General features: G+C 66.2%; 26 protein-coding genes. 10 read left to right on the top strand and 16 right to left on the bottom strand.

Annotation, left to right across the window (positions count from 1 at the left end):
• Window positions 1-63 precede the first annotated feature (63 nt).
• Window positions 64-957: an ion transporter gene (locus tag EV580_RS25975; RefSeq protein WP_133694865.1), complete on the bottom strand. Its 894-nt coding sequence runs from the start codon at window positions 955-957 to the stop codon at window positions 64-66.
• A 104-nt stretch (window positions 958-1,061) separates the two neighbouring features.
• Between EV580_RS25975 and EV580_RS25970 the strand changes: the two genes are divergently transcribed.
• From EV580_RS25970 to EV580_RS25955, 5 genes are all read left to right on the top strand, one after another.
• Window positions 1,062-2,384 carry a flavin monoamine oxidase family protein gene (locus EV580_RS25970; protein ID WP_133694863.1) on the top strand — a complete coding sequence of 441 codons (1,323 nt, stop codon included), beginning with the start codon at window positions 1,062-1,064 and terminating at the stop codon, window positions 2,382-2,384.
• 120 nt (window positions 2,385-2,504) lie between these two features.
• Window positions 2,505-2,708 (top strand): hypothetical protein, encoded by a 204-nt coding sequence (locus EV580_RS25965; RefSeq protein WP_133694862.1) that lies wholly within the window; start codon window positions 2,505-2,507, stop codon window positions 2,706-2,708.
• 52 nt (window positions 2,709-2,760) lie between these two features.
• Entirely contained in the window at window positions 2,761-3,054 is a 294-nt protein-coding gene (locus EV580_RS33920; RefSeq protein WP_166654889.1) for a hypothetical protein, read from the top strand.
• A gap of 2 nt (window positions 3,055-3,056) precedes the next feature.
• Window positions 3,057-3,206, top strand: coding sequence for a hypothetical protein (locus EV580_RS33915; RefSeq protein WP_166654888.1), 150 nt, complete (start codon window positions 3,057-3,059; stop codon window positions 3,204-3,206).
• 28 nt (window positions 3,207-3,234) lie between these two features.
• On the top strand, window positions 3,235-4,671 hold the full coding sequence (locus tag EV580_RS25955; RefSeq protein WP_133694858.1) for an MFS transporter: 1,437 nt from the start codon (window positions 3,235-3,237) through the stop codon (window positions 4,669-4,671).
• On the opposite strand, the gene EV580_RS25950 is transcribed toward EV580_RS25955, so the two are convergent.
• The 4 genes from EV580_RS25950 to EV580_RS25935 all read right to left on the bottom strand — a co-directional run bounded on the left by EV580_RS25950 (window position 4,616) and on the right by EV580_RS25935 (window position 8,656).
• The gene (locus EV580_RS25950; protein ID WP_133694856.1) at window positions 4,616-5,293 is read right to left on the bottom strand and encodes a pyridoxamine 5'-phosphate oxidase family protein; all 678 of its coding nucleotides are present in this window, start codon (window positions 5,291-5,293) and stop codon (window positions 4,616-4,618) included. The two genes, EV580_RS25955 and EV580_RS25950, sit on opposite strands and share 56 nt — an antisense overlap.
• 4 nt (window positions 5,294-5,297) lie before the next feature.
• On the bottom strand, window positions 5,298-6,467 hold the full coding sequence (locus tag EV580_RS25945) for an alpha-hydroxy-acid oxidizing protein (RefSeq protein WP_133694854.1): 1,170 nt from the start codon (window positions 6,465-6,467) through the stop codon (window positions 5,298-5,300).
• Between the two features lie 21 nt (window positions 6,468-6,488).
• Window positions 6,489-7,364: an LLM class flavin-dependent oxidoreductase gene (locus tag EV580_RS25940; RefSeq protein WP_255497248.1), complete on the bottom strand. Its 876-nt coding sequence runs from the start codon at window positions 7,362-7,364 to the stop codon at window positions 6,489-6,491.
• 167 nt (window positions 7,365-7,531) lie between these two features.
• Complete coding sequence (locus EV580_RS25935; RefSeq protein ID WP_255497220.1) at window positions 7,532-8,656, bottom strand: TDT family transporter; 1,125 nt, start codon at window positions 8,654-8,656, stop codon at window positions 7,532-7,534.
• Window positions 8,657-8,748: 92 nt separating this feature from the next.
• On the opposite strand from EV580_RS25935, the gene EV580_RS25930 reads away from it, so the two are divergent.
• Complete coding sequence (locus EV580_RS25930; RefSeq protein WP_133694849.1) at window positions 8,749-9,135, top strand: VOC family protein; 387 nt, start codon at window positions 8,749-8,751, stop codon at window positions 9,133-9,135.
• A gap of 6 nt (window positions 9,136-9,141) precedes the next feature.
• On the opposite strand, the gene EV580_RS25925 is transcribed toward EV580_RS25930, so the two are convergent.
• The 10 genes from EV580_RS25925 to EV580_RS25880 form a co-directional block, all read right to left on the bottom strand.
• Window positions 9,142-9,615, bottom strand: a complete 474-nt coding sequence (locus EV580_RS25925; RefSeq protein ID WP_133694848.1) for an Rrf2 family transcriptional regulator — start codon at window positions 9,613-9,615, stop codon at window positions 9,142-9,144.
• Between the two features lie 40 nt (window positions 9,616-9,655).
• Window positions 9,656-10,726, bottom strand: coding sequence for a hypothetical protein (locus tag EV580_RS25920; RefSeq protein WP_133694846.1), 1,071 nt, complete (start codon window positions 10,724-10,726; stop codon window positions 9,656-9,658).
• A 170-nt stretch (window positions 10,727-10,896) separates the two neighbouring features.
• Window positions 10,897-12,006 (bottom strand): hypothetical protein, encoded by a 1,110-nt coding sequence (locus EV580_RS25915; RefSeq protein WP_133694845.1) that lies wholly within the window; start codon window positions 12,004-12,006, stop codon window positions 10,897-10,899.
• A gap of 388 nt (window positions 12,007-12,394) precedes the next feature.
• Window positions 12,395-12,994: a cysteine hydrolase family protein gene (locus EV580_RS25910; RefSeq protein ID WP_133694843.1), complete on the bottom strand. Its 600-nt coding sequence runs from the start codon at window positions 12,992-12,994 to the stop codon at window positions 12,395-12,397.
• Window positions 12,995-13,004: 10 nt separating this feature from the next.
• On the bottom strand, window positions 13,005-13,733 hold the full coding sequence (locus EV580_RS25905; protein WP_133694842.1) for a 3'(2'),5'-bisphosphate nucleotidase CysQ: 729 nt from the start codon (window positions 13,731-13,733) through the stop codon (window positions 13,005-13,007).
• Window positions 13,730-15,580, bottom strand: coding sequence for an adenylyl-sulfate kinase (gene cysC, locus EV580_RS25900; protein WP_133694840.1), 1,851 nt, complete (start codon window positions 15,578-15,580; stop codon window positions 13,730-13,732). Before cysC ends, EV580_RS25905 begins: the two co-directional genes overlap by 4 nt.
• Complete coding sequence (cysD, locus tag EV580_RS25895; protein ID WP_133694839.1) at window positions 15,580-16,509, bottom strand: sulfate adenylyltransferase subunit CysD; 930 nt, start codon at window positions 16,507-16,509, stop codon at window positions 15,580-15,582. Before cysD ends, cysC begins: the two co-directional genes overlap by 1 nt.
• A 128-nt stretch (window positions 16,510-16,637) precedes the next feature.
• Window positions 16,638-17,129 (bottom strand): beta-class carbonic anhydrase, encoded by a 492-nt coding sequence (locus tag EV580_RS25890; RefSeq protein WP_133694837.1) that lies wholly within the window; start codon window positions 17,127-17,129, stop codon window positions 16,638-16,640.
• Window positions 17,130-17,195: 66 nt separating this feature from the next.
• Entirely contained in the window at window positions 17,196-17,441 is a 246-nt protein-coding gene (locus EV580_RS25885) for a hypothetical protein (RefSeq protein ID WP_133694835.1), read from the bottom strand.
• Window positions 17,442-17,546: 105 nt separating this feature from the next.
• Window positions 17,547-17,747 carry a hypothetical protein gene (locus EV580_RS25880; protein WP_133694834.1) on the bottom strand — a complete coding sequence of 67 codons (201 nt, stop codon included), beginning with the start codon at window positions 17,745-17,747 and terminating at the stop codon, window positions 17,547-17,549.
• 110 nt (window positions 17,748-17,857) lie between these two features.
• Between EV580_RS25880 and EV580_RS25875 the strand changes: the two genes are divergently transcribed.
• From EV580_RS25875 to EV580_RS25860, 4 genes are read left to right on the top strand one after another with little or no spacing between them, the layout of a single operon-like run.
• Window positions 17,858-18,835: an ABC transporter permease gene (locus EV580_RS25875; protein ID WP_133694832.1), complete on the top strand. Its 978-nt coding sequence runs from the start codon at window positions 17,858-17,860 to the stop codon at window positions 18,833-18,835.
• Window positions 18,832-19,749, top strand: a complete 918-nt coding sequence (locus EV580_RS25870; RefSeq protein WP_133694830.1) for an ABC transporter permease — start codon at window positions 18,832-18,834, stop codon at window positions 19,747-19,749. The genes EV580_RS25875 and EV580_RS25870 overlap by 4 nt, the downstream gene beginning before the upstream one ends.
• Complete coding sequence (locus tag EV580_RS25865) at window positions 19,746-21,587, top strand: dipeptide ABC transporter ATP-binding protein (RefSeq protein ID WP_133694829.1); 1,842 nt, start codon at window positions 19,746-19,748, stop codon at window positions 21,585-21,587. The genes EV580_RS25870 and EV580_RS25865 overlap by 4 nt, the downstream gene beginning before the upstream one ends.
• A complete protein-coding gene (locus EV580_RS25860) occupies window positions 21,529-23,283 on the top strand; it encodes an ABC transporter family substrate-binding protein (RefSeq protein ID WP_183507962.1) in 1,755 nt (584 codons plus the stop codon). Before EV580_RS25865 ends, EV580_RS25860 begins: the two co-directional genes overlap by 59 nt.
• Here the strand turns inward: EV580_RS25860 and EV580_RS25855 are convergent.
• On the bottom strand, window positions 23,273-24,541 hold the full coding sequence (locus tag EV580_RS25855; protein WP_133694827.1) for an alpha/beta fold hydrolase: 1,269 nt from the start codon (window positions 24,539-24,541) through the stop codon (window positions 23,273-23,275). The two genes, EV580_RS25860 and EV580_RS25855, sit on opposite strands and share 11 nt — an antisense overlap.
• Window positions 24,542-24,608 lie beyond the last annotated feature (67 nt).

Below are 24,608 nucleotides of genomic sequence, written 5' to 3'. Positions count from 1 at the left end.
GAGGACATACCCGGGCCAACCTAAGTGTCGGCACTCATGGCGGAACCGTGACCGGACACCCTGCTACCCGGAGTCGGCCCTGCCGCCTGTAGCTGACCCCTGATCGTCGCGGTGTGAGCGTTGCAGCTCCCGCTCGGCGTCCTCGAGCGCTTCGCGCGCCGCTCGCAGCCGGTGCAGCAGGTCGTCGGTTTCGTGCCTGGCCCGATCGACCGCGCGGGCTTCCTCCATCGAATTCAGCACGATGCCGATGAACAGGTTGAAGACCAGGAAGCTCAGGATGACCGTGTAGCTGATGAAGAACAGCACCGTCCAGGGCGAGATCTGCAGCCCCATCTCGACGTTGTCGGGCAGGTTCTCCAACGTCAGCATGATGTACATCGTCAGCATCGCGCGGCCGATGTTCCCGTAGTGGTCGGGATCGTGGTTGGAGAACAGGACCCAGCCGAGCATCCCGTAGATGTAGATGAGCAGTGCCGTCGCCGCAGCCAGCGATGCCACCCCGGGGATGCTGCGGGCGATCGCACCGATGACCACGCGCAGGTCCGGCAGGAACCGGATGATGCGCACGATGCGCGCGAGCCGCACGAGGCGCAACAGCATGGCGGTCGAGCGCAGGCCCGGCAGGAAGGACGCGGCGATCACGACGAAGTCGAAGACATTCCAGTGGCTCTTGGCGAACTCACGGGCATTCCATCCAACGGCGGTGAACCGGATCAGCAACTCGATGACATAGACCGCGAGGATCACGTTGTAGAGCACATCGAAGGCGCCGTGGTACCCGGCGGCGACGGAGTCGAAGGTCTCCAGACCGAGCATTGTGGCGTTGATCACAATGACGACGACGATCGCCGTCTCGAAGATCGGATTGGCGATCAGCCGCCGGGAGCGCTCGACGACCGCAGGCACGGGGGTGGGCGTCGGCGGCTCGGCCACCGCGCCGGTTGGCGTGGATTGCACGGTAAGTGCATAGCAAAGGTCGGCGAATTCCACGTGGTGAACGGCCGCGGTGACATCGTGCGATTTCAACCAGATCGACGCCGCGGCGGGATAGCTTTACCGCCATGCGTTCGGTCGGGCGGCGCGGGTTCATGCTGGGTTTCGGCGCGCTCGCGGCGGCGCCTCTTCTGCCGGGGTGCGGCGGCGCGGACGACAAGGTCGGCGACCATGTCGTCGTCGTGGGGGCCGGCTTCTCGGGATTGGCGGCGGCCCGGCGGCTGGCCGATGCGGGTGTGCGGGTGACCGTGCTCGAGGCCCGGGACCGGATCGGCGGACGAACCAGGACCGACACATCGTTGGGGGTACCGATCGATATCGGCGCTTCGTGGATTCACGGCACCGAGAACAACCCGCTCACCAAACTGGCCCAAGATGTCGGGGCCAAAACTGTGCCAACCGATTTCGAGGACTTCATTCTCGTCGACCACAACGGAACCGTTGACCCCAAGGCAGCCGCGGCGTCGGTCGACGAGTGGCACCGGATCATCGAGAAGCTCGACGAGCTCAGCGGCGACGCGCCTTCGACCGAAACCGTGGCAGACGGTTTGGTCGGTGTCGCGGATATGAACGATCCCCTCGTCGCGTGGAATGTGACCTCCCGGATCGCCGGGGAGTACGCGGCCGACCCCGACCAGATGTCGCTGCGCTGGCTGGGCAGCGAGGAACAGTTCAAGGGGCCCGACGTCATCCTGCCCGGCGGGTACACGCAGCTCTCGCAGCACCTCGCCAAGGGGCTCGACATCAGGCAGGGCACCGAGGTGACCCGGATTTCGCACGGCGGCTCGCAGGTGCGCCTCGACACCTCGCAGGGCGCCATCACCGCCGACCGGGTCATCGTCACCGTCCCGCTCGGCGTGCTCAAGGCGGGTGCCATCACGTTCGACCCGCCCCTCCCGGAGGCGAAAAGCAAGGCGATCGAACGCCTCGGATTCGGACTGCTCAACAAGGTGGTCGTCGCCTTCGACAAGCCGTTCTGGCCGGAGTCCACCCCGATGATCGGACTGGTCGGCAAGAACCAACCCGTCACCGATCTGGTCAACGGACTGGTCTTCGCCGACAAGCCGCTGCTCGTCGGGTTGCGCGGCGGGCAGGCGGCATGGGCACGCGAATCCATGTCAGACCAGGACGCAGTGAATGAGCTGATCACCGCCATCGACGCGCCGAAACCCACCGGGTCGATCGTGACACGTTGGGGCACAGACAAATACGCGTTGGGCTCGTATAGCTTCATCGCCGTCGGTTCGAGCCCCGACGATATGCACGCGCTCGGCGAACCCGTCGGCGAGCGACTCCTGTTCGCCGGCGAGGCCACCAACCCCGAGTGGTTCGGCACCGTCCACGGCGCGTACCTGAGCGGCCAGCGCGAAGCCGACCGCATCCTCGGTTAGCCGTTTCTCGGCACGCGCTGGCAACCGCCTGGCGGTGTCCCAAACAGCTGGAACTTCCACGTCTACCGGGCGCACTCTGGGGGTATAGCGATATCTCCTATCCTCCCCGAGGAGACGCCGATGACGGCAACCGCCGCCGACAAACCGACGCGTTCGGAAGCCCAAGAGCTCCTGACGATGCTCGAACGGATGCGGACCAAACTGGTCATGCAGCGTGCCGACTTGTCCAGGCAGTTGCGTGAGGTGTCCGCTCGCGTCGACGCGGTCGATCGTCAGCTCGACGATCTGGCGGTCAGCGCCGAATGGCTGTCCAGGTTTTCCTGACGGCACCCTCGTAGTCCGATACGGTGAGACACCGGTCGGCCAAGGAGGGCACATGCGGAATCGGATCGGACGCGTCGCCGCCTACGCCGTGGTGATCGCCTCCATACCGGTAGCCGGAATACCCTGGGCATCAACGAGTTCAGCGGATGACGGCTGTGGCGCCGGGATGTACTTCAACTGGGAGACCAACCAGTGCGAGTACTACGACGACGTCAACGTCTACATCAACCCGTGCTGCTATGTCGGCCCGGCCGGGGTGGGCCCGCTGGGTCCGGGCCCCGTCGGCCCCGGACCTGTCGGGCCTGGTCCGCTCGGGCCCGGTCCGATCGGACCGGGCCGGCGCTGACCGTGTCCGAACGCGACGGCTCCCCCGACCAGGACCGTCCCGACGAGCCGGCGAAAAAGCCGGCGCCGCCGCGCACCACGGAGGACACCGTGTTCTCCGAGGAATACCGAAAATTCTGGCGCACCCTGCTGGGCGGATGGCGGCGTCACTAACGCCCGCCAACAGCGCTGGTCACATACGATGCATCCCGTGAGTCAGCCGTCCACCGAGATCGACACGTTGTCCCGCAGGCAGATCGTTCTTCTGGTGACGGCGCTGATCTTCTCGGTGATGTCGTTCTCACTGAACGCCACCATGTTGTCGCCGGCCGTGCGCGATATCAACGAAACCCTCGGGCCCGGTGCGTTCGTCGCCATGTCGGCACCGTTCTATCTGGCCGGAGCGCTCGCCAACGTCGTCCTGATCCGGTGGAGCGACTACATCGGGCGCAAGCGCGTCCTGATCGGCATCCTCGTCATCTGCGTTCTCGGCACAGTGCTGTGCCTGAGCAGCTCGCTGCCGCTCGTCGTCGTCGGCCGCTTCCTGCAGGGCGCATCGAACATCACCTACGGCCTGGGCTTCATGATTCTGCGGGCCCGGGTCAGCGGGGCGACGTTCGGCGTGTGCTGCGGGTTGATGGCGTCGATCAACGGCGGAATCGCAGGCGGGGACGCCTTTCTCGCCGGCATCATGACCGACGTTTGGGGCTACCGATCGATCTTCGTCCTCACCACGGTCGTGGGTCTGATCGCCGTGGTGTTCGCGTGGAAGTGGGTTCCCACAGACGAAGCGGGCTCTCGCTCCGAGGGCCGGATGGACTGGATTGGTGCGGTCTTCATCGCGTCGGCCGTGGGTGGCCTGTCGATGTTCATGTCCGAAGGCGGCCACGGCGGATGGACCTCGACGCCCACGCTGGTCTGGCTGGCCGTCACCGGCGTGACGTTCGTGGCACTGATCATTTCGACTAACCGCGTCGAGCATCCTGTCATCGGGCTCAAGCACATGCGCAGCAGGGAGGCCTGGCCGCTGATCGTCGTCACGATCCTGATCGTGGGGTCGTTCATGGTGATCCAGGCGTTCGTCATTCCCAGCATGGCCGAAGATCCGGATTCCGGCTTCGGACTCAACGCCACGATGACCGCGTTGTTGTTCTTGACCCCTGCCGCGGTCGTGCAGGTGTTCGCGTCGCCCTTCGTCGGCCGGCTCGCCGTCCGCATCGGTTTCGTCACAGTGCTGCGCGCCGGGATCGTCTCCACGATCGTGGTCATCGCGCTGATGGCCGTCTTCGCCGACAACAAGTGGGCGATCGTGGCACTCATGGTGGTCTACGGAATCACCTGCTCCGCAGTGATTCACACGCCGCTGATGTCGCTGGGTGTGCTCCAGGCGTCCGATGAAGAACCCGGTGCCCTGCCGGGCCTGGCCAATGCGAGCTATGGCATCGGCTTCTCGTTGGGATTCGCCTGGGCCGGGCCCATCGTCGGGTCCGGTACGGATTCCACGTTCCAGCACGCGTTTTGGACGTGCGTCACCATCGGCGTCATCGCACTGGTGTTCAGTTACATCCTTCGGCCCAAACCGCTCACGAAGGACGCTGTCGCCCACGGCGGTTCGACAGCTCACCAACCATCGCATTGACCGAGGGCGGCACCGGTGTGGCCGGATCGCAGTCCGGCGCACGCCTCGGCTCGCCGTACACCGTCGTCAGCGGGACGATGCCGGCCCATGCCCCGGCCGCCACGTCATCGTCGTCGTCCTCGGGCCAGCCGTCGCCGATCTTGAGCGACCAGTTGTCGGAACCGATCGGCATTCGCAGCGCCATGGTGGCGGCGAGTTCCTTGCGCGAGCTGGCCCGCAGTTCAGCCACCCGGCCGGGGATGAACGTGTCGGTCAGCTTCTCGAGATAGCCGACCTTGTCGGCGTCCGGAATGAGTTCGAACGTCCCGAACAGCACCGCACTACGGAACTGGAATGAGGACTCGAATCCACTGCGGGCCACCAGGACTCCGTCGAGCGCAGTGACCGAAACCGCGGCGTCCGCACCACCGGCGAGCTGACGCATCCACGGCGATCCCGTCGAGCCGTGGATCACCAGTTCGTCGTCGATCCTGGCGAACCCGATCGGAAAGATCACCGGGTGTCGGTCGCGGATCAGCGCGATGGTCGCCAGCGGTGTCGCGTCGAGCAGCTCGTCGAGCCGGGCGCGGGAGGTGTTCTGCTTCTCCGGCAGTCGGCTGACCGTCGTGGATGGTTGCGGCATGCGATTACTGTCGCACGGACCGCAGCGAAGCGGGGGTCAGATCTCCCAGCGTCGGGTAGCCGTCGATGGCCATGATGAGGTCGGCCTCGGCCAGCATCGAGCGCAGCACGTGCACGATTCCGTCGGTCCCGGCCAAAGCGGCCCCGTACGCGTAGGGCCTACCGATGCCGACGGCCTTGGCGCCCATCGCCAGCGCCTTCACGATGTCGGCACCGGAGCGGACTCCGGAGTCGAACAGGACCGGTACGTCCCCGGCCGCGGCGATCACATCGGGCAGGCAGTCCAACGCCGGAAGGCCGCCGTTGGCTTGGCGCCCACCGTGGTTGGAGCAGTAGATGCCGTCGAACCCGGCATCGATCGCGCGACGCGCGTCGTCGGGATGACAGATGCCCTTGAGGATCAACGGCAACGACGTCAGCGACCGCAACCACGGTAAGTCGTTCCAGGTCAAGGAGTTTCCGAAGTTGCTCACCCAGGCCATCACCGCATTGCGCGGATCGGCATCGATATCGCCGTCGACCTTGGCGCGAAACACCGGGTCGCTGATGTAGTTGGACAGGCACTTCCCGCGCAGCTGAGGGAAGTTGGAGGTCGCGAGGTCGCGCGGTCGCCAGCCGGGCACCCAGGTGTCCAGGGTCACCACGATGCCGGCGTACCCTGCCGCCTCGGCACGGTGCACGAAGCTTTCGGCCATCTCCCGATCGACCGGGGTGTACAGCTGGAAAAGACCTGGCGTATCGCCGAATTGAGCGGCCACGTCCTCCATCCTGTCCATCGTCAGCGTCGAGACGCACATTGGAACGCCGGTGGCCGCCGCGGCGCGCGCGGCCGCCAGATCGCCGTGCTGGTCTTGTGTGCACAACCCGATCACCCCGATCGGCGCCATGAACACCGGAGCGGCCCAACGTCGTCCCCATAGTTCGACGGACAGGTCCCGCTCGGTGGCACCGACCAGCATGCGCGGGATCAAGCCCCACCCCTCGAATGCGGTCACGTTGGCGCGCTGCGTGCGCTCATCCCCGGCACCGCCCGCCACATACGACCATATCGACGGCGAAAGAGTTTGGGCAGCACGCGCTTCCAGCTCGGCGAACGACATCGGCAGGCTGGGCAGCACGCCGGTGAGGCCCTGGAAGTAGATCTCGAGCTGGTAGTTACCGTACGGCTGGGTCATGCCTCATTCTTACGCCCAAACTCACACTTGGGCGGAGACTTCACCGACGAGATCGGCGACCCGGCGCAGCTGGCCGATGTCCGTACTGGTCGGGATCAGGTGCAGCTCGCTGGTGCCGATCTCGGCGAAGCCGCGCAGCATCGCGACGAGTTCGTCATCCGTGCCCGCCCAGCCGGTCGTCGGTGCCATCGCCTCGACGTACTCTCGCGGGATCCAGTTCATGTAGTGCAACAGGTGCTTGGCGACTTGCGCGCGTGGCGCATCCCCCTCGCCGAGGGCGAACCAAAACGACGTCGCGAGATGGGGTTTCGGCTTGTCTGCGGCGGCCCACGCGTCGCGCGCGACGTCGAAGAGCTCGTTCTGCTTGTCCAGGTCGAGGTCCAGTGAGATCCCGGTGATGCCGTCGGCCCACTGCGCCGCGCTGCGCAGGGTCTTGGGCCCGGTGGTGCCCACCAGCAGCCGCGGTCCGCCTTCGCGGGCGGGCAGGGGACCCACCGGCAACACCGATTCGGTGACCTTCTCCCCCGTCCAGACCTGCTTCATCACGGCTACCCGCTCGGCCATCTCCCGCATGGTCTGGGTCTTCGGGTCCGCGCCCGCGGCCCGGTAGTCCTCGTGCCGTCCGCCAACGCCGATCCCGACGGTCAGCCGGCCGCCGCTGAGCAGGTCACCGGTGGCCAGCGCCTTGGCCAGCATCACCGGATTGTGCAGCTGGGGAACGATCACGGTGGCGACCAGCGGTACCCGCTCGGTCCAGCCGGACAACGCACCCAGCAGGGTCAGCGAATCCGGGTTACCGAAGGCGATCCGCTCACCCCAGCACAGCGACGAGAACGGACCCTCGTCGATTGTCTTGGCCCACTGCTTGAGGATCTTCGCGTCGACGTCCGGCTCCATGACCGGCAGGGTCATCCCAATCTGCACGATCGCGATTCTGGCACGGCGGGCGGTAAAGAGTCCGCGCCGATCTCACCTACTGACCGACCGACGCCGAGACCGACGTTTTGGCGCGTTCCACTCGAACTTTCGCGGCGAAATGCCGGTTGGGCGACGGCGGTGGGGCGCTACTTCGCCGGATCCTTGTGCGCCTTGATCGGCCCGGCGGCGGGCGGCGGGTTCAGTAAATTTCCCCGCACGCTGCCCCGCGCGGTGCGCACCGCGACCAGCAGCCAGGTGCTCAACAACCCGATGTAGGCGATCACGGCGGCGGCCTTGAACGCCGGCAGCTGGGTGTGCACGGCCAGCTGGGTGGTGCCCGTGACGAAGGTGCCGACCGGGAAGGTCAGGCTCCACCAGGTCAGCGCAAACGGCATACCGCGGCGCAAGGTGCGAATCGTCAACGACATGGCCAACGCGATCCACAGCACCGCGAAGCCCCAGACCGGCACCCCGAAGATGACGGCGAACGCGTTCAGGTCCTCGGCGAGCTCGGGCTCGACGGCGAGCGCCGCGACAGAACCGAGAAGGCCTGCGGCAGTGATGGATTGGCCGACCGGGCCGAGAACGATCCACAGGGTGGGAACCCGCGCGGTGCCGGAGGTTCCGTAGAGTGCGAGCCTGCTCCAGATCAATGTGATGATGATGAACGCCGCCACCAGCGACAGCCCGAACATGGCGTAGCAGCCGTAGAGCATCGTGGTGCGCCCGGTGCCCGGCGCCATGTGCGGGATGAGCAGCGCACCCGTCGCCGCCGACACCATGGGCGGCACCACCGGCATCAGCCAACCGCCGAACGCGGCGTCGGGTTCGACGTTGTGCTGGGTGAACATCAGGAAGGGAATGCTCACCGCGGTGAACAGGCCCGCGGCGGTGCCCGCGCTCCACAGCACCCAGTCCAGGTCGACGGCCAAGCGCGCGCCGATGAGATCGCGACCGACCAGCGTCGCACCGCCGCCGACGGTCAGCAGGGCCATCGCAGGCGCCCCGTAGAAGTGCGCCATCTGCGGATTGCGGGCATGCTGCCGCGCGACCGTGGGATGCCGCAGCCAGTGCACGCCGACCAGCGCGCTCAACACGACAAGCAGCACCGCGGCGATCACCCAGACCACCTCGGCGAAGCCGCGCAGCCCCCACAGGTGAATGGGAAGTGTGGCACCCGCGTTCGCCACGATCCCGGTGCCCATGACCGAGGCGAACCAGTTGGGTCCGATATTGCCGAGTACCTCGACCCGGCTTTGCGGTGCTGCCATAAGCCAGAGACGGTACGGCATGCGGGCCTGCTGACCGGCCAGGCAGCCGTTCATTGCACGGGGTAGCCGAAAGTGCTTGACTGATAACGGTAATGGCAATCGCGTTGAATCACACCATCGTCGCGGCGCGCGACAAGCACGAGTCGGCCCGGTTCTTGACCGAGCTGTTCGGGCTGCCGGATGCCGTACCCATGGGCCATTTCCTGGCAGTCACTCTCGAGCATGGACTGTCGCTCGACTACGCGGATGTCCCGGCCGATGAGCCGATTCGCCCGCAGCACTACGCATTCCTGGTCTCCGAGAGTGACTTCGACGCGATCTACGGAAAGATCGCCGAGCGGGATCTGCCGCACTGGGCTGACCCTCGGGCGGCCCGGCCCGGGCAGATCAACCACAACGACGGCGGCCGGGGCGTCTACTTCCGAGACCCGGCCGGCCACTTCCTGGAGATCATCACCCGACCGTATGGATCCGGCTGAGGCCGCTCACCCGCTGTGGCCGCGGGTGTCCTCCTGGCTGAGGTAATCGCTGGCAAGGTGGGCGACATGCTCGGGCAGCTGCCCGCTGGCCACATCGGCCAAGCTCGTTTCCTCGAGCACCGAACGCATGCTGGCACGCAGCGCCCGCCAGACATCGGTCAACGCCGCCGTCGGCCCGCTGTAGGGCAGGTCCCCCAGACCGATGTCCCGAACGCTCGCCAACGGCCCGTCGATGCAGCGCAGGACGTCGGCGACGCTGATGTCGGCCGCCGGGCGGCCCAGCTCATAGCCGCCGTCACGGCCGCGGTGGCTGCGCACCAGCCGGTCGGTACGCAGGTCGGAGAGGATGTCGACCAGGAATTGCGCGGGGATGCCTTGGGCCTTGGCCAGATCGTCGGTCTTGACCAGCGTGCCGGCGTCCACGGATGCGAGCTGGGTCATGGCGCGAACGGCGTACTCCGCCTTCGCTGACATCCGCATGCCGCGAATTCTGCCATTGCGGCTGCGGCAGGCGGCTTATCTAGGGCCGGTGGGCCCGGTGCGGTCGAGGAAGCTTGGGCAGCTTCGGCGCAGGCACCGCCTTGCGTAACGCATCGCCGAGGCGCTCCAGCGACGTGCGCGCCTGGTTCAGCGATGCCTCGGCGCGCTGCCGCAATTGGGTGTGCGGCGCCTTCTTGTTCGGGACCGCCTTGTTGCCGTCGGTCAGATCGGTGGCGCCGTTGACCGCCGTCGGCTTCTTCTGGTCCGGCTCGGTCTGATCGGTCTGGTCGGCCTGATCGGCGGCGGTCTTGGTCGTGAGGGTGGCCCCGCGCCGGTGCCCCAGCGTGGCCCGAAGCGATGTCGAGCGCTCGACGGTGGATGGCCGGGTGACCTTGCCGATCCTCGGCGGGGGCGGCAAGGCCCGACTGAGGCGATCGGCCAGCTCGCTGAGCCGCTTACGGACTTCGGTGCGGATCGCGGTGACGACCGCCGACGGCGGACCGACGGGCGCCGCTGCGGTTCGGAGGGCGGTGGTGATCGCGGAGTTGACGTCGCCGTGGGTCAGTTGGGCGAGCGTGTCCGCGATGTGCTTGGGTGCCGCTCCGGTGATCGCTCCTGCCGCGTCGGTGGCTTCGACGGCCTGCACGCTCACGTATCCGACGTAATCGGCGACCGAGGACACGGCGTGTTGGAGCGCGGGATTACCCATCGCCGCGGGAGGCGCCTCGGTCGCCACGATATTCGCCGGCTTCCCGCCGAGCAGATCGACGACGGCCGCCGACGGCGGCGGCGCGGGCGGTACCGGTGCCGGCGTCCCGTCGACGACGGGCTGGACCCGCAGCGCTCGACCGCTGAGGAAGGTGACGTTGGTGACGACCCCCGCGACCGACTTCTTGAACAGCGCGACGGGGCTCGTCTCGGCGGGATCTTTCGCCAGCGCGTCGAGCAAGGCCTGATCGAGGGCGGCGTTCGACGCAGTGCTGTCCGAAGAAAGCTTCACCGGGGCGACGCGGACATCCGACGGAGGTGCTGAAACCGGGTTGGCAACCACCACGGTCGCGCCGACGAGCGCCACCCCCGTGGTGAAAATCGCGCCAACTCCCCGCCGCATGGTGTGCTCACCTCCTGGCGCTCCAGGCCAATTGCCGGCTTAAGAATACCTGAGAAGAAGCTAAGAGAGGAGCCCCAATTTCGGGAAATTTGTTTATCTAATTTGACGCAAACGAAAAGCAAGATGCCCCTCCTTTTCGCAAAGGAGGGGCACCTCGTCAGCGGAATGGATTACTCGCTGCCGGACGACGCCTTCGCGGCCCGCTTGGACCCGGCGACACCGTGCTTGGCGCCGGACTTGGCCGAGCCGGCCTTGGAGTGGCTGCCGCCGGACTTCTCACCGGCGGAGGCGCCGTTGCCGCCGCCGGAGTTTTCGTTGCTGGCGGTGGCTCCGCCTTCGTCAGCGGGCGACGACTCCACCGCGGCCGCCGTGCGCAGCGCCGAAGCCGACGGGCTCGCCGCAGCGGCGGGCGGCGGGACCGGCGGGGCCGATCCGGTCTGCGACAACGCATCGGCGATACCGTGCACGGCGGCCTGGATCTCACCGCGGATGCTCGGCACCACCGTGGCCGCCCCCGTTTGCACACCGGCACCGACGGTCAGGTTCAGGAACGTGCCCGGGATCCCGTTCGGCCCGAGGAATCCGTCGACCGCGGCGTTCCAGGCCTCTTCGGCGTTGCCGTTCGTGATACCGGTGATCACGTTCTGCACGACGGTGCTGAACGCGCCGGCAAGCACGGTCGCTTGTCCAACAGAGCTCTGAACAACCAGGTTGACCAGTGTCGGAACAGCGGAGAGCAGGGCCGTGCCCCGGGCGACCGCGTTGTCGAGCAGGAAGTTGCCATTCGCGAGAGCGACCTGTCCGGCGTCGACGAACGGGGTCACGATCGCGGCCTGCAACGTGGCAATGGCACCGGGGATGTCACCGGACAGCGCCTGTTGGGTGGCCGTGACGAAGGCCCCGGGCAGGTTCCACACCGCTTCGCTGGCGATCAACCCCATGGTCGCCAGGGAGTTCATCGTGCTCCCCAGGGACTCGGCCCCGTTCAGCCCGACCTGGCTGAGGATCGGCATGTGATCGTTGATCACCTGGGGCAGCAGACCGACCGAGCTGAAATTGAAGCCCATCTTCGCGATCGCGACGCCAGTGGCGTCGGCCAGCCCGCCGAGATCGGTGTAGCCAGCAGTCGTGTTATCCGAGCTGAACATCCACTGATTGAAGGAGCTGAATGTGCCGATGAGTTCGGACAGCGGGCTGTCGAAGCCGGCCAAACCGACCTGAACGGCGGACGGCAGTTGGACATCGGGCAGGGCGAGATTGGCCTGCGTTACGGGCGTCATTGCAATGGCGCTGGCGCCAACCACGGCGGCAGTTCCCGCAATGAGCTGTGAGCGTATGGAGATTTGCATTTCAATCCCTCCCGGGCTGGGGTCAACACTGACAAAGCTGAAGATACCTGAGACGAACCTGAGAGAAAACGGTAATTGACGTTTTTGCTCGAAATTCCTTTTTTCGACCTGGTCAAAATTCCCTCAGGTGAACATCTGGTGAACTTGCGCATCAGCACTGACGTGCAACAACCGCAGGGGATGCCACGCAGCAGCAAATTCTTGATTGTTCGCCATCGACAATATTTCTGGCGATTCTGTGTCGTTGCCGACCCGCAGCCGCGACCGGCTTTCTCAGGTTTCTAGGCCGTCTTTCTCAGCTAAGGCCCAAGTTGGGGCATCAGTCTGGGAGGGCGGTCGCTTCAGGCACCACGACCGCGAACAGGTCGGTCAGCGCGGCGAGGCTCGCCACCTGCAGTGCTGAGGCGGGGACAGCGTCGCCGTCGACACCCGGTAGTGATCGCGTAGCCGTCGCGCTGGCAACCACCGTCGGCGCGTACCCGAGATTGAACGCTCCCCTGGCGGTCGAGTTGATGCACATATGCGTCATGAACCCGGCGATGATCAGATTCGAGGCCCCGACCGCTTTCAGGTGTTCGTCCAGTGACGTCTGTACGAACGAGTTCGGGTAGTTCTTGACCACCACCGGTTCACCATCGCGTGGCGCGACCCGGGACACGATCGCGCCGCTCTCGCCGGTGATGTCGTAGAGCGAGCCGGGACCGTCGTCGTGCTGGATATGGACGACCGGGACGCCGGCGGACCGGGCCCGGTCCAGCAGCACAGCGGCTTCGTCCAGTGCGGCCTGCACGCCATCGAGCTCCATCACGCCGTACGTGTACGTGTTCTGGCAGTCGACCAGGATGAGGGTCGAGGCGGCCAGGCTGGGCGGCTGCAGCGGGAGTCCCGCCAACGCGCGCAGGGTGGTGGGTTCGGTCACGGGAGCAACGCTACTGCGTGACGGCAAGCACCGCCTGTGCGTATTCGGGCCGGCACACCACGACATCGGGAAGCAGCGGGTCGGGCCGGTTGTACTGCAGCGGCGATCCGTCGATACGCGACGTGTGCAACCCGGCGGCGCGAGCGACGGCGACCGGGGCGGCCGAGTCCCACTCGTACTGCCCGCCGGCGTGGACGTAGACGTCGGCGAGGCCTTGCACCACCGCCGCGACTTTCGCCCCGGCAGAGCCCATTTCAACCAGCACGCCGTTCAGCGCGTCACGAACAGCCAGCGCGACCGCAGGGGGCCGGGTCCGTGACACCACGATGCGCGGAGCAGCCGGCGCGGGCGGCGGTGCCGGGACCGACGGTGTGGCCAGGGTGACGCCCTGCGCCGGAAGCGCGACGGCACCGGCGATCAGTTCGCCGTCCTCCCACAACGCGACGTGCACGGCCCAATCCTCACGATCGAGCTCAGAGAACTCGCGGGTGCCGTCGAGCGGATCCACGATCCACACCCGGGAGCTGCGCAGCCGGACCGGATCGTCTGCGCCCTCCTCGGAGAGCACCGCGTCGGCGGGGCGCGCCTGCGCCAACGCTTCCATCAGATAATCGTGAGAGCGCTTGTCGCCGGCGGCCTTTCGCTCTGCCCCGGTCGCGTCGGCCAGCTCGGCACGGACGTCGAGGAGCAGCTTGCCCGCCTGGGTCGCCAGGTCAGCGGCCAGTTCGTGATCGCTCACCGCTGACCCTCCAACAAGTCCACGACCTGCTGGGCCAGCTCGTCGCACTCGCGATCCGGAGTCAATCGCAGATCGGGATTCTTCGGCCGCTGATAGGGGCTGTCGATCCCGGTGAAGTGGGTGATCTCCCCCGCGCGGGCCTTGGCGTAGAGCCCCTTGGGATCTCGTCGCTCGCAATCCTCCAGCGGGGTGTCGACGAAGATCTCGAAGAAATCGACGTCCTGATCGGCGTGCACCTTGCGGGCCAGTTCCCGGTGCTCCTCCAACGGGCTGATCACCGGGACCAGAACCGTCAGTCCCGCATCGGCCATCAGCGTGGCGATGTGGGCCAGCCGGCGCAGGTTCTCGGCACGATCAGCCATCGAGAAGCCCAGGTCGGCGTTGAGTCCGTGACGCAGGTTGTCACCGTCGAGAATGTAGGCAGGGCAACCATGTTCGAGCAGCTTCTGCTCCACCAGGACCGCCACCGACGACTTGCCGGAGCCGGACAGACCGGTGAACCACAGCGTGCGGCCCTTGCTCAGCCGGTCGCCTGCGGTCACCAGCGACTGGTGCCGCACCGTATTCGGCGACGCGGTGCGAGCCGCCGACGGCGCCGTATCGCGGACCATGCCCGCGGCCACGGTCACGTTGGTGTCGGGGTCGATCAGGATGAACGAACCCGTGGCTGCGTTGCGGGAGTACTCGTCGAGCAGCAGCGGCACCTGGGTGCGCAGTGTCACGCGGCCGAGTTCGTTGAGCTTCAACGCCGTTGCGCTCTTGTCCCGGTGCAGGGTATTGACGTCCAGCCGATAGTCCAGAGCACCGACGCGGGCCCGCGTCGTGCGGGTGGTGTGCTTGATGATGTAGTCACGGCCGGGTTCCAGCGAGGAATCGTCGGCCATCCAGCACACCGTGGCATCGAATTCCTGTGTGGGCGTTGGCTGGTTCTGCGGCCGAGCCAACAGGTCACCGCGGGAGATGTCGATATCGTCGGCGAGGCTGATCGACACGGCCATCGGCGGGAATGCCTCGGAGACCGGGCCATTCGGACCGTCGATCGTGGTGATGCGACTGGACTTTCCGCTGGGCAGCACCACGACCTCGTCACCGGGACGCATCACACCACTGGCGATGGTGCCCGCGTAGCTGCGGTGGTCGGCATGCTCGACCGTCTGCGGCCGAATCACATACTGCACCGGGAAGCGGACGTCCACCAAGTTGCGGTCACCGGCGATGTAGACGTCCTCGAGGTGGCTCAGCAGCGGCGGACCGTCATACCAGGGCGCCTTCTCCGACTTGGTCACCACGTTGTCGCCGTCGAGCGCCGACATCGGGATGGTGGTGACGTCATGGATGTCGAGACGAGCCGCGAACGCGTGGAATTCCTCGCGGATCCACTCGAAACGCTCACGGTTCCAATCGATCAGGTCCATCTTGTTGACCGCCAGCACGATGTGCTGCACACCCAGCAGCGAGGCCAGGAACGCGTGCCGGCGAGACTGCTCGAGCAGCCCGTGGCGCGCGTCGACGAGCACGATCACCAGTTGCGCGGTCGACGTGCCGGTCACCATGTTGCGGGTGTACTGAATGTGCCCCGGGGTGTCGGCGATGATGAATTTCCGCTTGGCCGTGGCGAAATAGCGGTACGCGACGTCGATCGTGATGCCCTGTTCGCGCTCGGAGCGCAGCCCGTCGGTCACCAGCGCAAGGTCGGTGTAGTCGTTGCCGCGTTCGCGTGACGTCCGCTCGACGGCCTCCAGCTGGTCTTCCATCACCGCTTTGGAGTCGTAGAGCAGCCGGCCGATCAGGGTCGACTTACCGTCGTCTACCGAACCCGCGGTGGCGATCCTCAACAGGGTGCTCATCAGAAGTAGCCCTCTCGCTTGCGGTCTTCCATGCCGGCTTCGGAGATTCGGTCATCGGCGCGAGTGGCGCCGCGTTCGGTCAGCCGCGACACGGCAGTCTCGGCGATCACCTCGTCGACGGTCGAGGCTGTGGACTCCACACAGCCGGTGCAGGTCACGTCGCCGACGGTGCGGAACCGCACCGCGGTCTCGAACACCTTCTCGTCGGCGGCGGGTTGCATGAATTCGTGGACGGCCAGCAGCATTCCGTCCCGCTGGAACACCGGGCGGGTGTGCGAGTAGTAGATCGCCGGCAGGGTGATCTCCTCGGCGCCGATGTAGGCCCAGATGTCGTATTCGGTCCAGTTCGACAGCGGGAACACGCGGATGTGCTCGCCCTTGCGGTGACGTCCGTTGTAGAGGTTCCACAGCTCGGGCCGCTGGGCCTTGGGGTCCCACTGACCGAACTCGTCGCGGAAGCTGAACACGCGCTCTTTGGCGCGGGCCTTCTCCTCGTCACGGCGGGCACCGCCGAAGGCGGCGTCGAACTTGTTCTCGCGGATGCCGCGCAGAAGGGTCACGGTCTGCAGCGGGTTGCGCGAGGGGCCGTTGTCGACCACCCGGCCGGCTGCGATGTCCTCTTCCACGCTGGCGACCACCAGTCGCAGCCCGTATTTCTCGACGAGCGCATCGCGGGTGGAGATCACCTCGTCGAAGTTGTGCCCGGTGTCGACGTGCATCACCGGGAACGGCAGCCGCCCGGGAGCGAAGGCCTTGATCGCCAGGTGCAGCATGACGATCGAGTCCTTACCGCCCGAGAACAACAGCACCGGCCGCTCGAACTCGGCGGCGACCTCGCGGATGATGTGGATTGCCTCGGCCTCAAGGGACCGAAGGTGGCTCAGCTCGTACTGCCCCGGTAGGGGGCGTTCGACCACCGGACTTGCCATGGTTTCCTCGTAAAGTTGGTAGGATTGACCAGAATTACAAAGCTAACCTGGAATTTAGCGAGCACGACGGGCTAAGTCAAGGGTTAGGCGCAGAAGCGAGAGCCGCAGGCCACGGCCCATTTGTGGGCTCAGAGCACGACTTCGTTGAGCTTTCCGGTCGCGACATCGAAGACAAAGCCGCGCAGCGACTCGTGCTTGGTGACGAACGGACTGTTCTCGATACGCCGCAGCGACTGGCGCACGTCGTCGTCGAGGTCGCCGAACGCCTCGGCCGCCCACTGTGGCTTGATACCGGTCTCGTCTTGGATGTCGGCTTTGAATGCGTCATCGGTGAAAGTCAGCATGCCGCAGTCGGTGTGGTGGATCAGGATGATCTCTTTGGTGCCCAGCAGCCGCTGACTGATCGCCAGCGAGCGGATCTCGTCGTCGGTGATCACACCGCCCGCATTCCGAATAACATGTGCCTCACCATCTTTGAGGCCCAGGATCCGGTAGACGTCCAGCCGGGCGTCCATGCACGCCACGACGGCGACGTGCCTGCTCGGTGGCAGCGGCAGCGGCCCGCTGAAACTCTTCGCGTATTCGACATTGTTGGCCAGGTATTCGTCGGTAACGCTCATTGCGCGATGCTAACTCCGTCCGCTGCCACTGCCACCAAGAACGATCAGCCTGATCGCAACTCCGGGTTAAGGGGCCTCAGGCGGTTCGGCGGTCACCGGCGGCGCATAACTCACGGCAGTCACGGTGGGCTCGCCCACCTCCGACTTCGTCGTCTCCCCTGTCGTCATCTCCACAGGTACCGGCGAGGTGAACGTACCCGGGTCGGACATGATCATGCTGCCGCCCGGCTCAGTTGCTCCCATGGCCAGCGCCCCCATGGCCACGATCGCGCTACCGCCGACCACGGCGGACAGCGTTTTGATGTTGCGCATCTCGACACTTCCAATCGGTTTCGGTGGGTGATCCGCAGACCGGCTCCCCTGCCAATCCGCTGGCAATTGGTTAACCGTGACCTGTGGAGCCCAAACGAAGGCCGGCTAACTGGGCCCGTTACCAGGCTCGGGGCTCGCCGACGCGACCGAAGAGGAGGGCAGCATCGGCTTCGAGGTCTGCACCGTGGTCGGGCTGGGGCTCGTCGTCGTGGGGTCGACCGTGGTGCCCTTGTCGGTGCACGCCGTCAGGGCAACAAACGCCAATACCGAGGCGACGACCGAACGCCGCAGTGTGATGCCATTCACGTCAGGCCGCGTACCCCGGGGCCACGCCGGTAAACGCCCGGGTCTTCCCCTCGTTTCCCACTGTCATCTCCTACCCTGTGCTGCATGCACCCTGCGGCGGACGGCGACCGATGACGCGGTTCCTGGCCCGTCGGCTGCTCAACTACCTGGTGCTGCTCGCTTTGGCGTCCTTCCTCACCTTCACGCTGACGTCGCTGACGTTCACCCCGTTGAACAGCCTGCTGCAACGCAATCCGCGACCGCCCCAGGCCGTGATCGACGCCAAGGCCGCCGAGCTCGACCTCGACAAGCCCATACCGCTGCGCTACGCGCACTGGGTGGGCGGCGCGGTGCGCGGTGATTTCGGCACGACGGTCACCGGTCAGCCCGTCTCCGACGAGCTGTGGCGACGGATCGGGGTGAGCCTGCGGCTGCTGGTCATCGGCTCGGTGCTGGGCACCGTGATCGGCGTGGTGATCGGCGCCTGGGGCGCGATCCGGCAGTACCGATTATCCGACCGGGTGATCACCCTGCTGTCGCTGCTGGTGATCAGCACGCCGACCTTCGTGATCGCGAACCTGGCGATCCTGGCCGCACTGAAGGTCAATTCCGTTCTGGGACTGCAGATCTTCGAATACACCGGCGAGACATCGCCGGACGCGATCGGGGGCCCGTGGAACCAATTCATCGACCGTCTTCAGCATCTGATCCTGCCCAGCGTCACCCTGGCACTCGGCGCGATCGCGGGATACAGCCGCTACCAACGCAATGCGATGCTCGACGTCCTCGGCCAGGACTTCATCCGCACAGCCAGGGCCAAAGGGCTCACCCGGCGACAGGCCCTGTTCAAACACGGGCTGCGCACCGCCCTGATCCCGATGGCGACGCTGTTCGCCTACGGTGTCGCGGGTTTGGTCACCGGTGCGGTGTTCGTGGAGAAGATCTTCGGCTGGCACGGCATGGGTGAATGGGTGGTCCAGGGCATCGCCACCCAGGACACCAATATCGTCGCGGCGATCACAGTGTTCTCCGGTGCCGTCGTGCTGCTGGCCGGGCTGCTGTCCGACGTCATCTACGCGATCCTCGATCCCCGGGTGAGGGTGACATGACGGAAACATCTGCGCGCGCGGCGGTCAAGCCCGAGGAGTTCGCCTCCCGGCGCACGTTGGTGCTGCGCCGGTTCGCCCGCAACCGTGCGGCGATGGTCTCGCTGGTGGTGCTGGCGCTGCTCTTCATCGGCTGCTACGCGCTGCCGCCGCTGCTGCCCTGGTCGTACACCGATCTCGACTTCTACGCACTGCAGGACCCGCCCAGCACCGATCATTGGTTCGGCACCAACGCAATCGGCCAGGACCTCTTCGCCCAGATTCTGCGCGGCATGCAGAAGTCGATGCTCATCGGCGTGTGCGTAGCGGTCATCTCGACGGCCATCGCGGCCACCGTCGGCTCGATCGCCGGGTACTTCGGCGGCTGGCGCGACCGCACGCTGATGTGGGTGGTGGATCTGCTCCTGGTGGTACCGAGCTTCATCCTGATCGCGATCCTCACGCCGATCACCAAAGGCTCGGCCAACGTCGCGCTGCTCATCGTGCTGCTCGCCGGGTTCAGCTGGATGGTCAGCTCGCGGATGGTCCGCGGCCTCACGATGAGCCTGCGCGAGCGTGAATTCGTCCGGGCCGCACGGTATATGGGCGTGTCCAGCTCGCGGATCATCATTCGGCACATCATTCCCAACGTCGCCTCGATCCTGATCATCGACGCCGCGCTGAACGTCGCCGTCGCGATCCTGGCCGAAACCGGCTTGAGCTTTCTCGGTTTCGGCATTCAGCCGCCCGACGTGTCGCTGGGCACCCTGATCGCCGACGGCACCAAGTCGGCGACGACGTTCCCGTGGGTGTTCCTGTTCCCGGCCGGTGTGCTGGTGCTGATCCTGGTGTGCGCCAACCTCACCGGTGACGGACTCCGTGACGCGCTCGACCCCGGCAGTGCCACCCTGCGCCGCAGGAAGAAAACGAAGTCATGAGCGACACCTTGCTGGAAGTCACCGACCTCTCCGTCAGCTTCCCGACCACCACCGACGATCTCACCGCGGTCCGCGGGCTGAGCTACCAGATCCGGCCGCGCGAAGTGGTCGCGATGGTCGGCGAATCCGGGTCGGGTAAGTCGGCGGCGGCCATGGCGGTGATCGGCCTGCTGCCCGAGTACGCCGCGGTGTCCGGTTCGGTGCGGCTCGACGGGCAGGAGCTGCTCGGCCTCTCCGACGCCGACATGTCGAAGATCCGGGGTCTGCGCATCGGCACGGTGTTTCAGGATCCGATGTCCGCGCTGACGCCGGTCTACACCGTCGGCGACCAGATCGCCGAGGCGATCACCGTGCACAATCGGGAGATCGGCAAACAAGCGGCGCGCAAGCGGGCCGTCGAGCTGCTCGAGCTCGTCGGTATCGCCCAGCCCGAGCAGCGGGCCCGCGCCTTTCCCCATGAACTGTCCGGCGGCGAACGTCAGCGCGTGGTCATCGCGATCGCGATCGCCAACGACCCCGATCTGTTGATCTGCGATGAACCGACGACCGCGCTCGACGTGACCGTGCAGGCCCAGATCCTCCAGGTACTCAAGACCGCACGCGACGTCACCGGGGCCGGGGTCCTCATCATCACCCACGACCTGGGCGTGGTGGCCGAATTCGCCGACCGTGCGCTGGTGATGTATGCCGGGCGGGCGGTAGAAGTCGCCGAGGTCGGCGACCTCTACCGTGACCGCCAAATGCCTTATACCGCGGGCTTGTTGGGCTCCGTACCCCGACTGGACTCACCCCAGGGCACCCGGCTGGTTCCTATCCCGGGCGCGCCACCGGCACTGGTCAACCTTCCGCCGGGCTGCCCGTTCGCCCCGCGCTGCCCGCTGGTCGTCGACGACTGCCGAACCGCGGAGCCGGCACTACTGAATGTCGGACCCGGTCATTCGGCGGCCTGCATCCGCACCGACGAGGTGAAGGGACACAGCGCGGCGGAGATATACGGGGTGTCCACCCAGCCGGTGCCGCTCGAGGACACCGCCGAGCCCGGCGTGGCGATCAGGGTGGCCGAGCTGGTGAAGACCTACTCGCTGACCAAGGGCGTGGTGTTTCGCCGCAAGACCGGCGAGGTTCGCGCCGTCGACGGCCTGTCCTTCGAGCTCCCCCGCGGCGAGACGCTGGGCATCGTCGGCGAATCCGGATCGGGGAAATCGACGACCCTGCACGAGATCCTCGAGCTGACCGCGCCGCAGTCCGGCAGCATCGAGGTACTCGGCAATGACGTCGCCACGCTCACCACGGCGCGCCGACGCGAACTGCGCCGGGACCTGCAGGTGGTGTTCCAGGATCCGGTGGCCTCTCTGGACCCCCGGCTACCTGTCTTCGACTTGCTGGCTGAACCGTTGACCGCCAACGGCTTCGACAAGACAAGCGTCGACGCGCGGGTCGCCGAACTACTGGAGATCGTCGGGCTGCGGCGGGCCGACGCCAGCCGCTACCCCGGCGAGTTCTCCGGCGGCCAGAAGCAGCGGATCGGTATCGCCCGGGCGCTGGCACTGCAACCCAAGATCCTGGCGCTCGACGAACCGGTGTCGGCGCTCGACGTGTCCATCCAGGCGGGCATCATCAACCTGCTGCTGGACCTGCAGCGCGAATTCGACCTGTCCTATCTGTTCGTCTCGCACGACCTGTCGGTGGTCAAGCACCTCGCGCACCGCGTCGTGGTGATGTACCGGGGCGCGATGGTCGAATACGGAGACGCGGACGACATATTCGCCAATCCGCAGCATGAGTACACCAAGAAGTTGCTGGGCGCTATCCCGCAACCGGATCCCACTCGCCGTTAGCATCAGTGGCGTGACCCGATTGATCCGCCGGCACGCCGGCCGAATCGCAGTGTTGGCAGTCGTGGCAAGTCTGGTGGTGGCCGGCTGTTCGAGCAGTAAGCGAGAAGTCCCATCCGCCGGCGGCAACGCCGAAGTCGGATCGACCAGCGACATCAACCCCCAAGACCCGGCGACCCTGCGCACCGGCGGGAACCTGCGGTTGGCGCTCACGGCGTTTCCCTCGAACTGGAACACCCTCAACATCGACGGCAACGAAGCCGATACCGGCGCGATGCTGCGGCCCACGATGCCGCGTGCATTCGCCATCGCCGCCGACGGTTCGATGAAGGTCAACACCGACTACTTCACCAGCGTCGAACTGACCAGCACCGACCCACAGGTCGTCACCTACACGATCAACCCCAAAGCCGTGTGGTCCGACGGCACCCCGATCACCTGGGAGGACATCGCCTCCCAGATCAATGCGACGAGCGGCAAGGACAAGGCTTTCGCCATCGCCTCGCCCAACGGCAGCGACCGCGTCGCGTCGGTCACCAAGGGGGTCGACGACCGCCAGGCCGTCATCACCTTCGCCAAGCATTACGCCGAGTGGCGGGGCATGTTCGCCGGCAACACAATGCTGTTGCCCAAGAGCATGACCGCCAACCCCGACGTGTTCAACAAGGGTCAGCTCAACGGCCCCGGCCCGTCCGCGGGACCCTTCTTGGTCTCGGCCCTGGACCGCACCGCCCAGCGCATCGTGCTGAGCCGCAACCCCAAGTGGTGGGGCACCCCGCCGCTGCTGGACTCGTTCACCTTCCTCGTTCTCGACGACGCGGCGAGAATCCCTGCGCTGCAGAACAACACGATCGACGCCACCGGACTGGGCTCACTGGACGAACTGACGATCGCCCGGCGCACACAAGGTATCTCGATCCGGCGCACGCCGGGGCTGAGCTGGTACCACCTCACGTTCAACGGCGCGCCCGGTTCGATCCTGTCCGATAAGGCGCTACGGCTCGCCGTGGCCAAGGGCATCGACCGGCAGGCGATTGCCGATGTGTCACAACGTGGTTTGGTCGACAAACCCGTCCCGCTGAACAACCACGTCTACGTGGCGGGCCAGAAGGGCTATCAGGACAACAGCGAGGTGGTGGCCTACGACCCCGAGAAGGCCAAGCAGGAACTCGACGCCTTAGGCTGGAAACTCAACGGGCAGTTCCGGGAGAAGGACGGCAAGCAACTGGTCATCCGCGATGTGCTGTACGACGCGCAGACCACGCGGCAGGTCGCGCTCGTCGCACAGAACAGCCTGGCCCAGATCGGGGTGAACCTGCAGATCGACGCCAAGCCCGGTAATGGCTTCTTCACCAACTACATCATTCCAGGCGATTTCGACGTCGCTCAATTCTCTTGGGTGGCTGATGCTTTCGCGTTGTGCTGCCTGAACCAGATCTACACGACGGGCGCCGAGAGCAACTTCGGTAAGATCAGCAACCCCGATATCGACGCCAAAGTCGAGCAGGTGCTCAACGAACTCGACCCCGACAAGGCCCGCGGACTGGCCAACGACGTGGACAAGCTGATCTTCGGCGAGGTGTTCAGCCTGCCGTTGTTCCAGTCGGCAGGCAACGTCGCGGTGCGCAGCAATCTGGCCAACTACGGTCCGGCGGGGCTGGGCGACTTGAATTACACCGCAATAGGATTCATGAAGTAATCGGCTTCGGAATGGTTCGAGCCACCGCGCGCGGAAGCACTGCCGGCAGCACCGCCTCGACGCGGGCGGCCACCGCCAACGCCGACACCATCAGCCGCACGGCGGGAACACTCGGCATCGCGTCGAGCGCCGACTCCTGCGATCGCAGCGTGTCGGTTCGGCCGATGGCGACCGCCTCGGCGATCCGCAACGCCGTCCGCTCCTTGGTGTCGAGCACGCTGTGACCGGTGGAGGGTAGCCGCACCAGCACCGATCCGGGAATGAGCTCGGCGACCCTTTCGGCGACCGCGGGCGGCGTGATCAGGTCCCGCCCGCCGGAGATCACCACGGTGGGCCAGCTGAACTTCGGCATCTCGGTGACCAGGTCGAACGGCTCGGCCTCGAATTTGTCAGCCTCCCCCGTCGCGAGACTTCGCATGGCGACCGCCGGGTCGAGCGGCAGTCCGTCCGGGTCCGCCGCATAGTTCAGTTCGCGGAACGCGATCCGCTCCACCAGGTCGGTTTCGTTGCGGTACGGCGCTTTTCGGCCCACCATCAACTCGCCGAACCGGCCCATCGCGGTCCACACCAGTGGGCGACCGTGGAGCAAGAGGTCCAGTTGGCGATCCAGCAGCCGGGCTCCCCCGAACCCGTACACCGTCGCGGCGAGCTGAGCGGCGGCCGGATTCATCACCCCCTCGTCGACCAACCGGCGGACCTTGTCGGCCACCTCCTCGGTGTCGCGCTGACCGTGCCAGAGCACGCTGCGGATGTTGCGCCGCACCACCTCGATGTCATCACCGGCCAGCAACGGAGAATCCAGGATCATCGCGTGCACCCGGGTCGGATGCCGAACGCCGACGCCGGCGGCGATGTAGGTGCCGTAGGACGTGCCGTAGATGATCGCCTTGTCGACCTGAGCGTCATCGAGCACGGCGGCGACATCGTCGACGACCTGTTCGATGGTCAACGCCTCGGGTGGCAGGTCGGCTCCGGCGTCGTCGTGCCGCGACATCCCGATGCCCCGATGTTCGATCATGATCACGTCGAGGCCCTCGGAGGCGGCATGCCTGCGCAGGCCCCGGTAGAGCGCGATCGACGCGGCGCCTGGCCCACCGGGGATGATGACCAGCGGATGCTTGGTCTTGCGGCCGGTGCGCACGTAGTAGAGATCGAATTCTTCGGGCCCGCCCGGGGTGACCGGACGCCGAACCGGACGCACGCCCGGCAGGGCCGCGAGTTTTTCGTGGGCGCGGCGCCTCTTCTCGTTCAACGTCATCGCCGCCGGCCCACCATGGCTTGATTCTGCCTCGCCCGGGGCGGGAATGGAATCCGCCCCCTGCCTC

Source organism: Mycobacterium sp. BK086 (assembly GCA_004362315.1).
Classification (GTDB): Bacteria; Actinomycetota; Actinomycetes; order Mycobacteriales; family Mycobacteriaceae; genus Mycobacterium.
The sequence above is the reverse complement of the archived record's forward strand: the minus strand, read 5'-3'. Positions and strand labels throughout refer to the sequence as shown.

What these genes read in the sequence shown, in the direction of transcription:
- EV580_RS25940 (WP_255497248.1), bottom strand. Translation starts at nt 7,364, where the DNA reads ATGGAGCCGGACGTCGACGCGAAGATCCTCAAGCAGTGGGCCAAGACA.
- EV580_RS25925 (WP_133694848.1), bottom strand. Translation starts at nt 9,615, where the DNA reads ATGCGGATGTCAGCGAAGGCGGAGTACGCCGTTCGCGCCATGACCCAG.
- EV580_RS25915 (WP_133694845.1), bottom strand. Translation starts at nt 12,006, where the DNA reads ATGACGCCCGTAACGCAGGCCAATCTCGCCCTGCCCGATGTCCAACTG.
- EV580_RS25855 (WP_133694827.1), bottom strand. Translation starts at nt 24,541, where the DNA reads ATGACGTTGAACGAGAAGAGGCGCCGCGCCCACGAAAAACTCGCGGCC.
- EV580_RS25955 (WP_133694858.1), top strand. Translation starts at nt 3,235, where the DNA reads ATGCATCCCGTGAGTCAGCCGTCCACCGAGATCGACACGTTGTCCCGC.
- cysC (WP_133694840.1), bottom strand. Translation starts at nt 15,580, where the DNA reads ATGAGCACCCTGTTGAGGATCGCCACCGCGGGTTCGGTAGACGACGGT.
- EV580_RS33920 (WP_166654889.1), top strand. Translation starts at nt 2,761, where the DNA reads ATGCGGAATCGGATCGGACGCGTCGCCGCCTACGCCGTGGTGATCGCC.
- EV580_RS25870 (WP_133694830.1), top strand. Translation starts at nt 18,832, where the DNA reads ATGACGGAAACATCTGCGCGCGCGGCGGTCAAGCCCGAGGAGTTCGCC.
- EV580_RS25965 (WP_133694862.1), top strand. Translation starts at nt 2,505, where the DNA reads ATGACGGCAACCGCCGCCGACAAACCGACGCGTTCGGAAGCCCAAGAG.
- EV580_RS25950 (WP_133694856.1), bottom strand. Translation starts at nt 5,293, where the DNA reads ATGCCGCAACCATCCACGACGGTCAGCCGACTGCCGGAGAAGCAGAAC.
- EV580_RS25945 (WP_133694854.1), bottom strand. Translation starts at nt 6,467, where the DNA reads ATGACCCAGCCGTACGGTAACTACCAGCTCGAGATCTACTTCCAGGGC.
- EV580_RS25885 (WP_133694835.1), bottom strand. Translation starts at nt 17,441, where the DNA reads ATGCGCAACATCAAAACGCTGTCCGCCGTGGTCGGCGGTAGCGCGATC.
- EV580_RS25930 (WP_133694849.1), top strand. Translation starts at nt 8,749, where the DNA reads ATGGCAATCGCGTTGAATCACACCATCGTCGCGGCGCGCGACAAGCAC.
- EV580_RS25860 (WP_183507962.1), top strand. Translation starts at nt 21,529, where the DNA reads ATGAGTACACCAAGAAGTTGCTGGGCGCTATCCCGCAACCGGATCCCA.
- EV580_RS25920 (WP_133694846.1), bottom strand. Translation starts at nt 10,726, where the DNA reads ATGCGGCGGGGAGTTGGCGCGATTTTCACCACGGGGGTGGCGCTCGTC.
- EV580_RS25865 (WP_133694829.1), top strand. Translation starts at nt 19,746, where the DNA reads ATGAGCGACACCTTGCTGGAAGTCACCGACCTCTCCGTCAGCTTCCCG.
- EV580_RS25935 (WP_255497220.1), bottom strand. Translation starts at nt 8,656, where the DNA reads ATGGCAGCACCGCAAAGCCGGGTCGAGGTACTCGGCAATATCGGACCC.
- EV580_RS25890 (WP_133694837.1), bottom strand. Translation starts at nt 17,129, where the DNA reads ATGAGCGTTACCGACGAATACCTGGCCAACAATGTCGAATACGCGAAG.
- EV580_RS25970 (WP_133694863.1), top strand. Translation starts at nt 1,062, where the DNA reads ATGCGTTCGGTCGGGCGGCGCGGGTTCATGCTGGGTTTCGGCGCGCTC.
- EV580_RS25875 (WP_133694832.1), top strand. Translation starts at nt 17,858, where the DNA reads ATGACGCGGTTCCTGGCCCGTCGGCTGCTCAACTACCTGGTGCTGCTC.
- cysD (WP_133694839.1), bottom strand. Translation starts at nt 16,509, where the DNA reads ATGGCAAGTCCGGTGGTCGAACGCCCCCTACCGGGGCAGTACGAGCTG.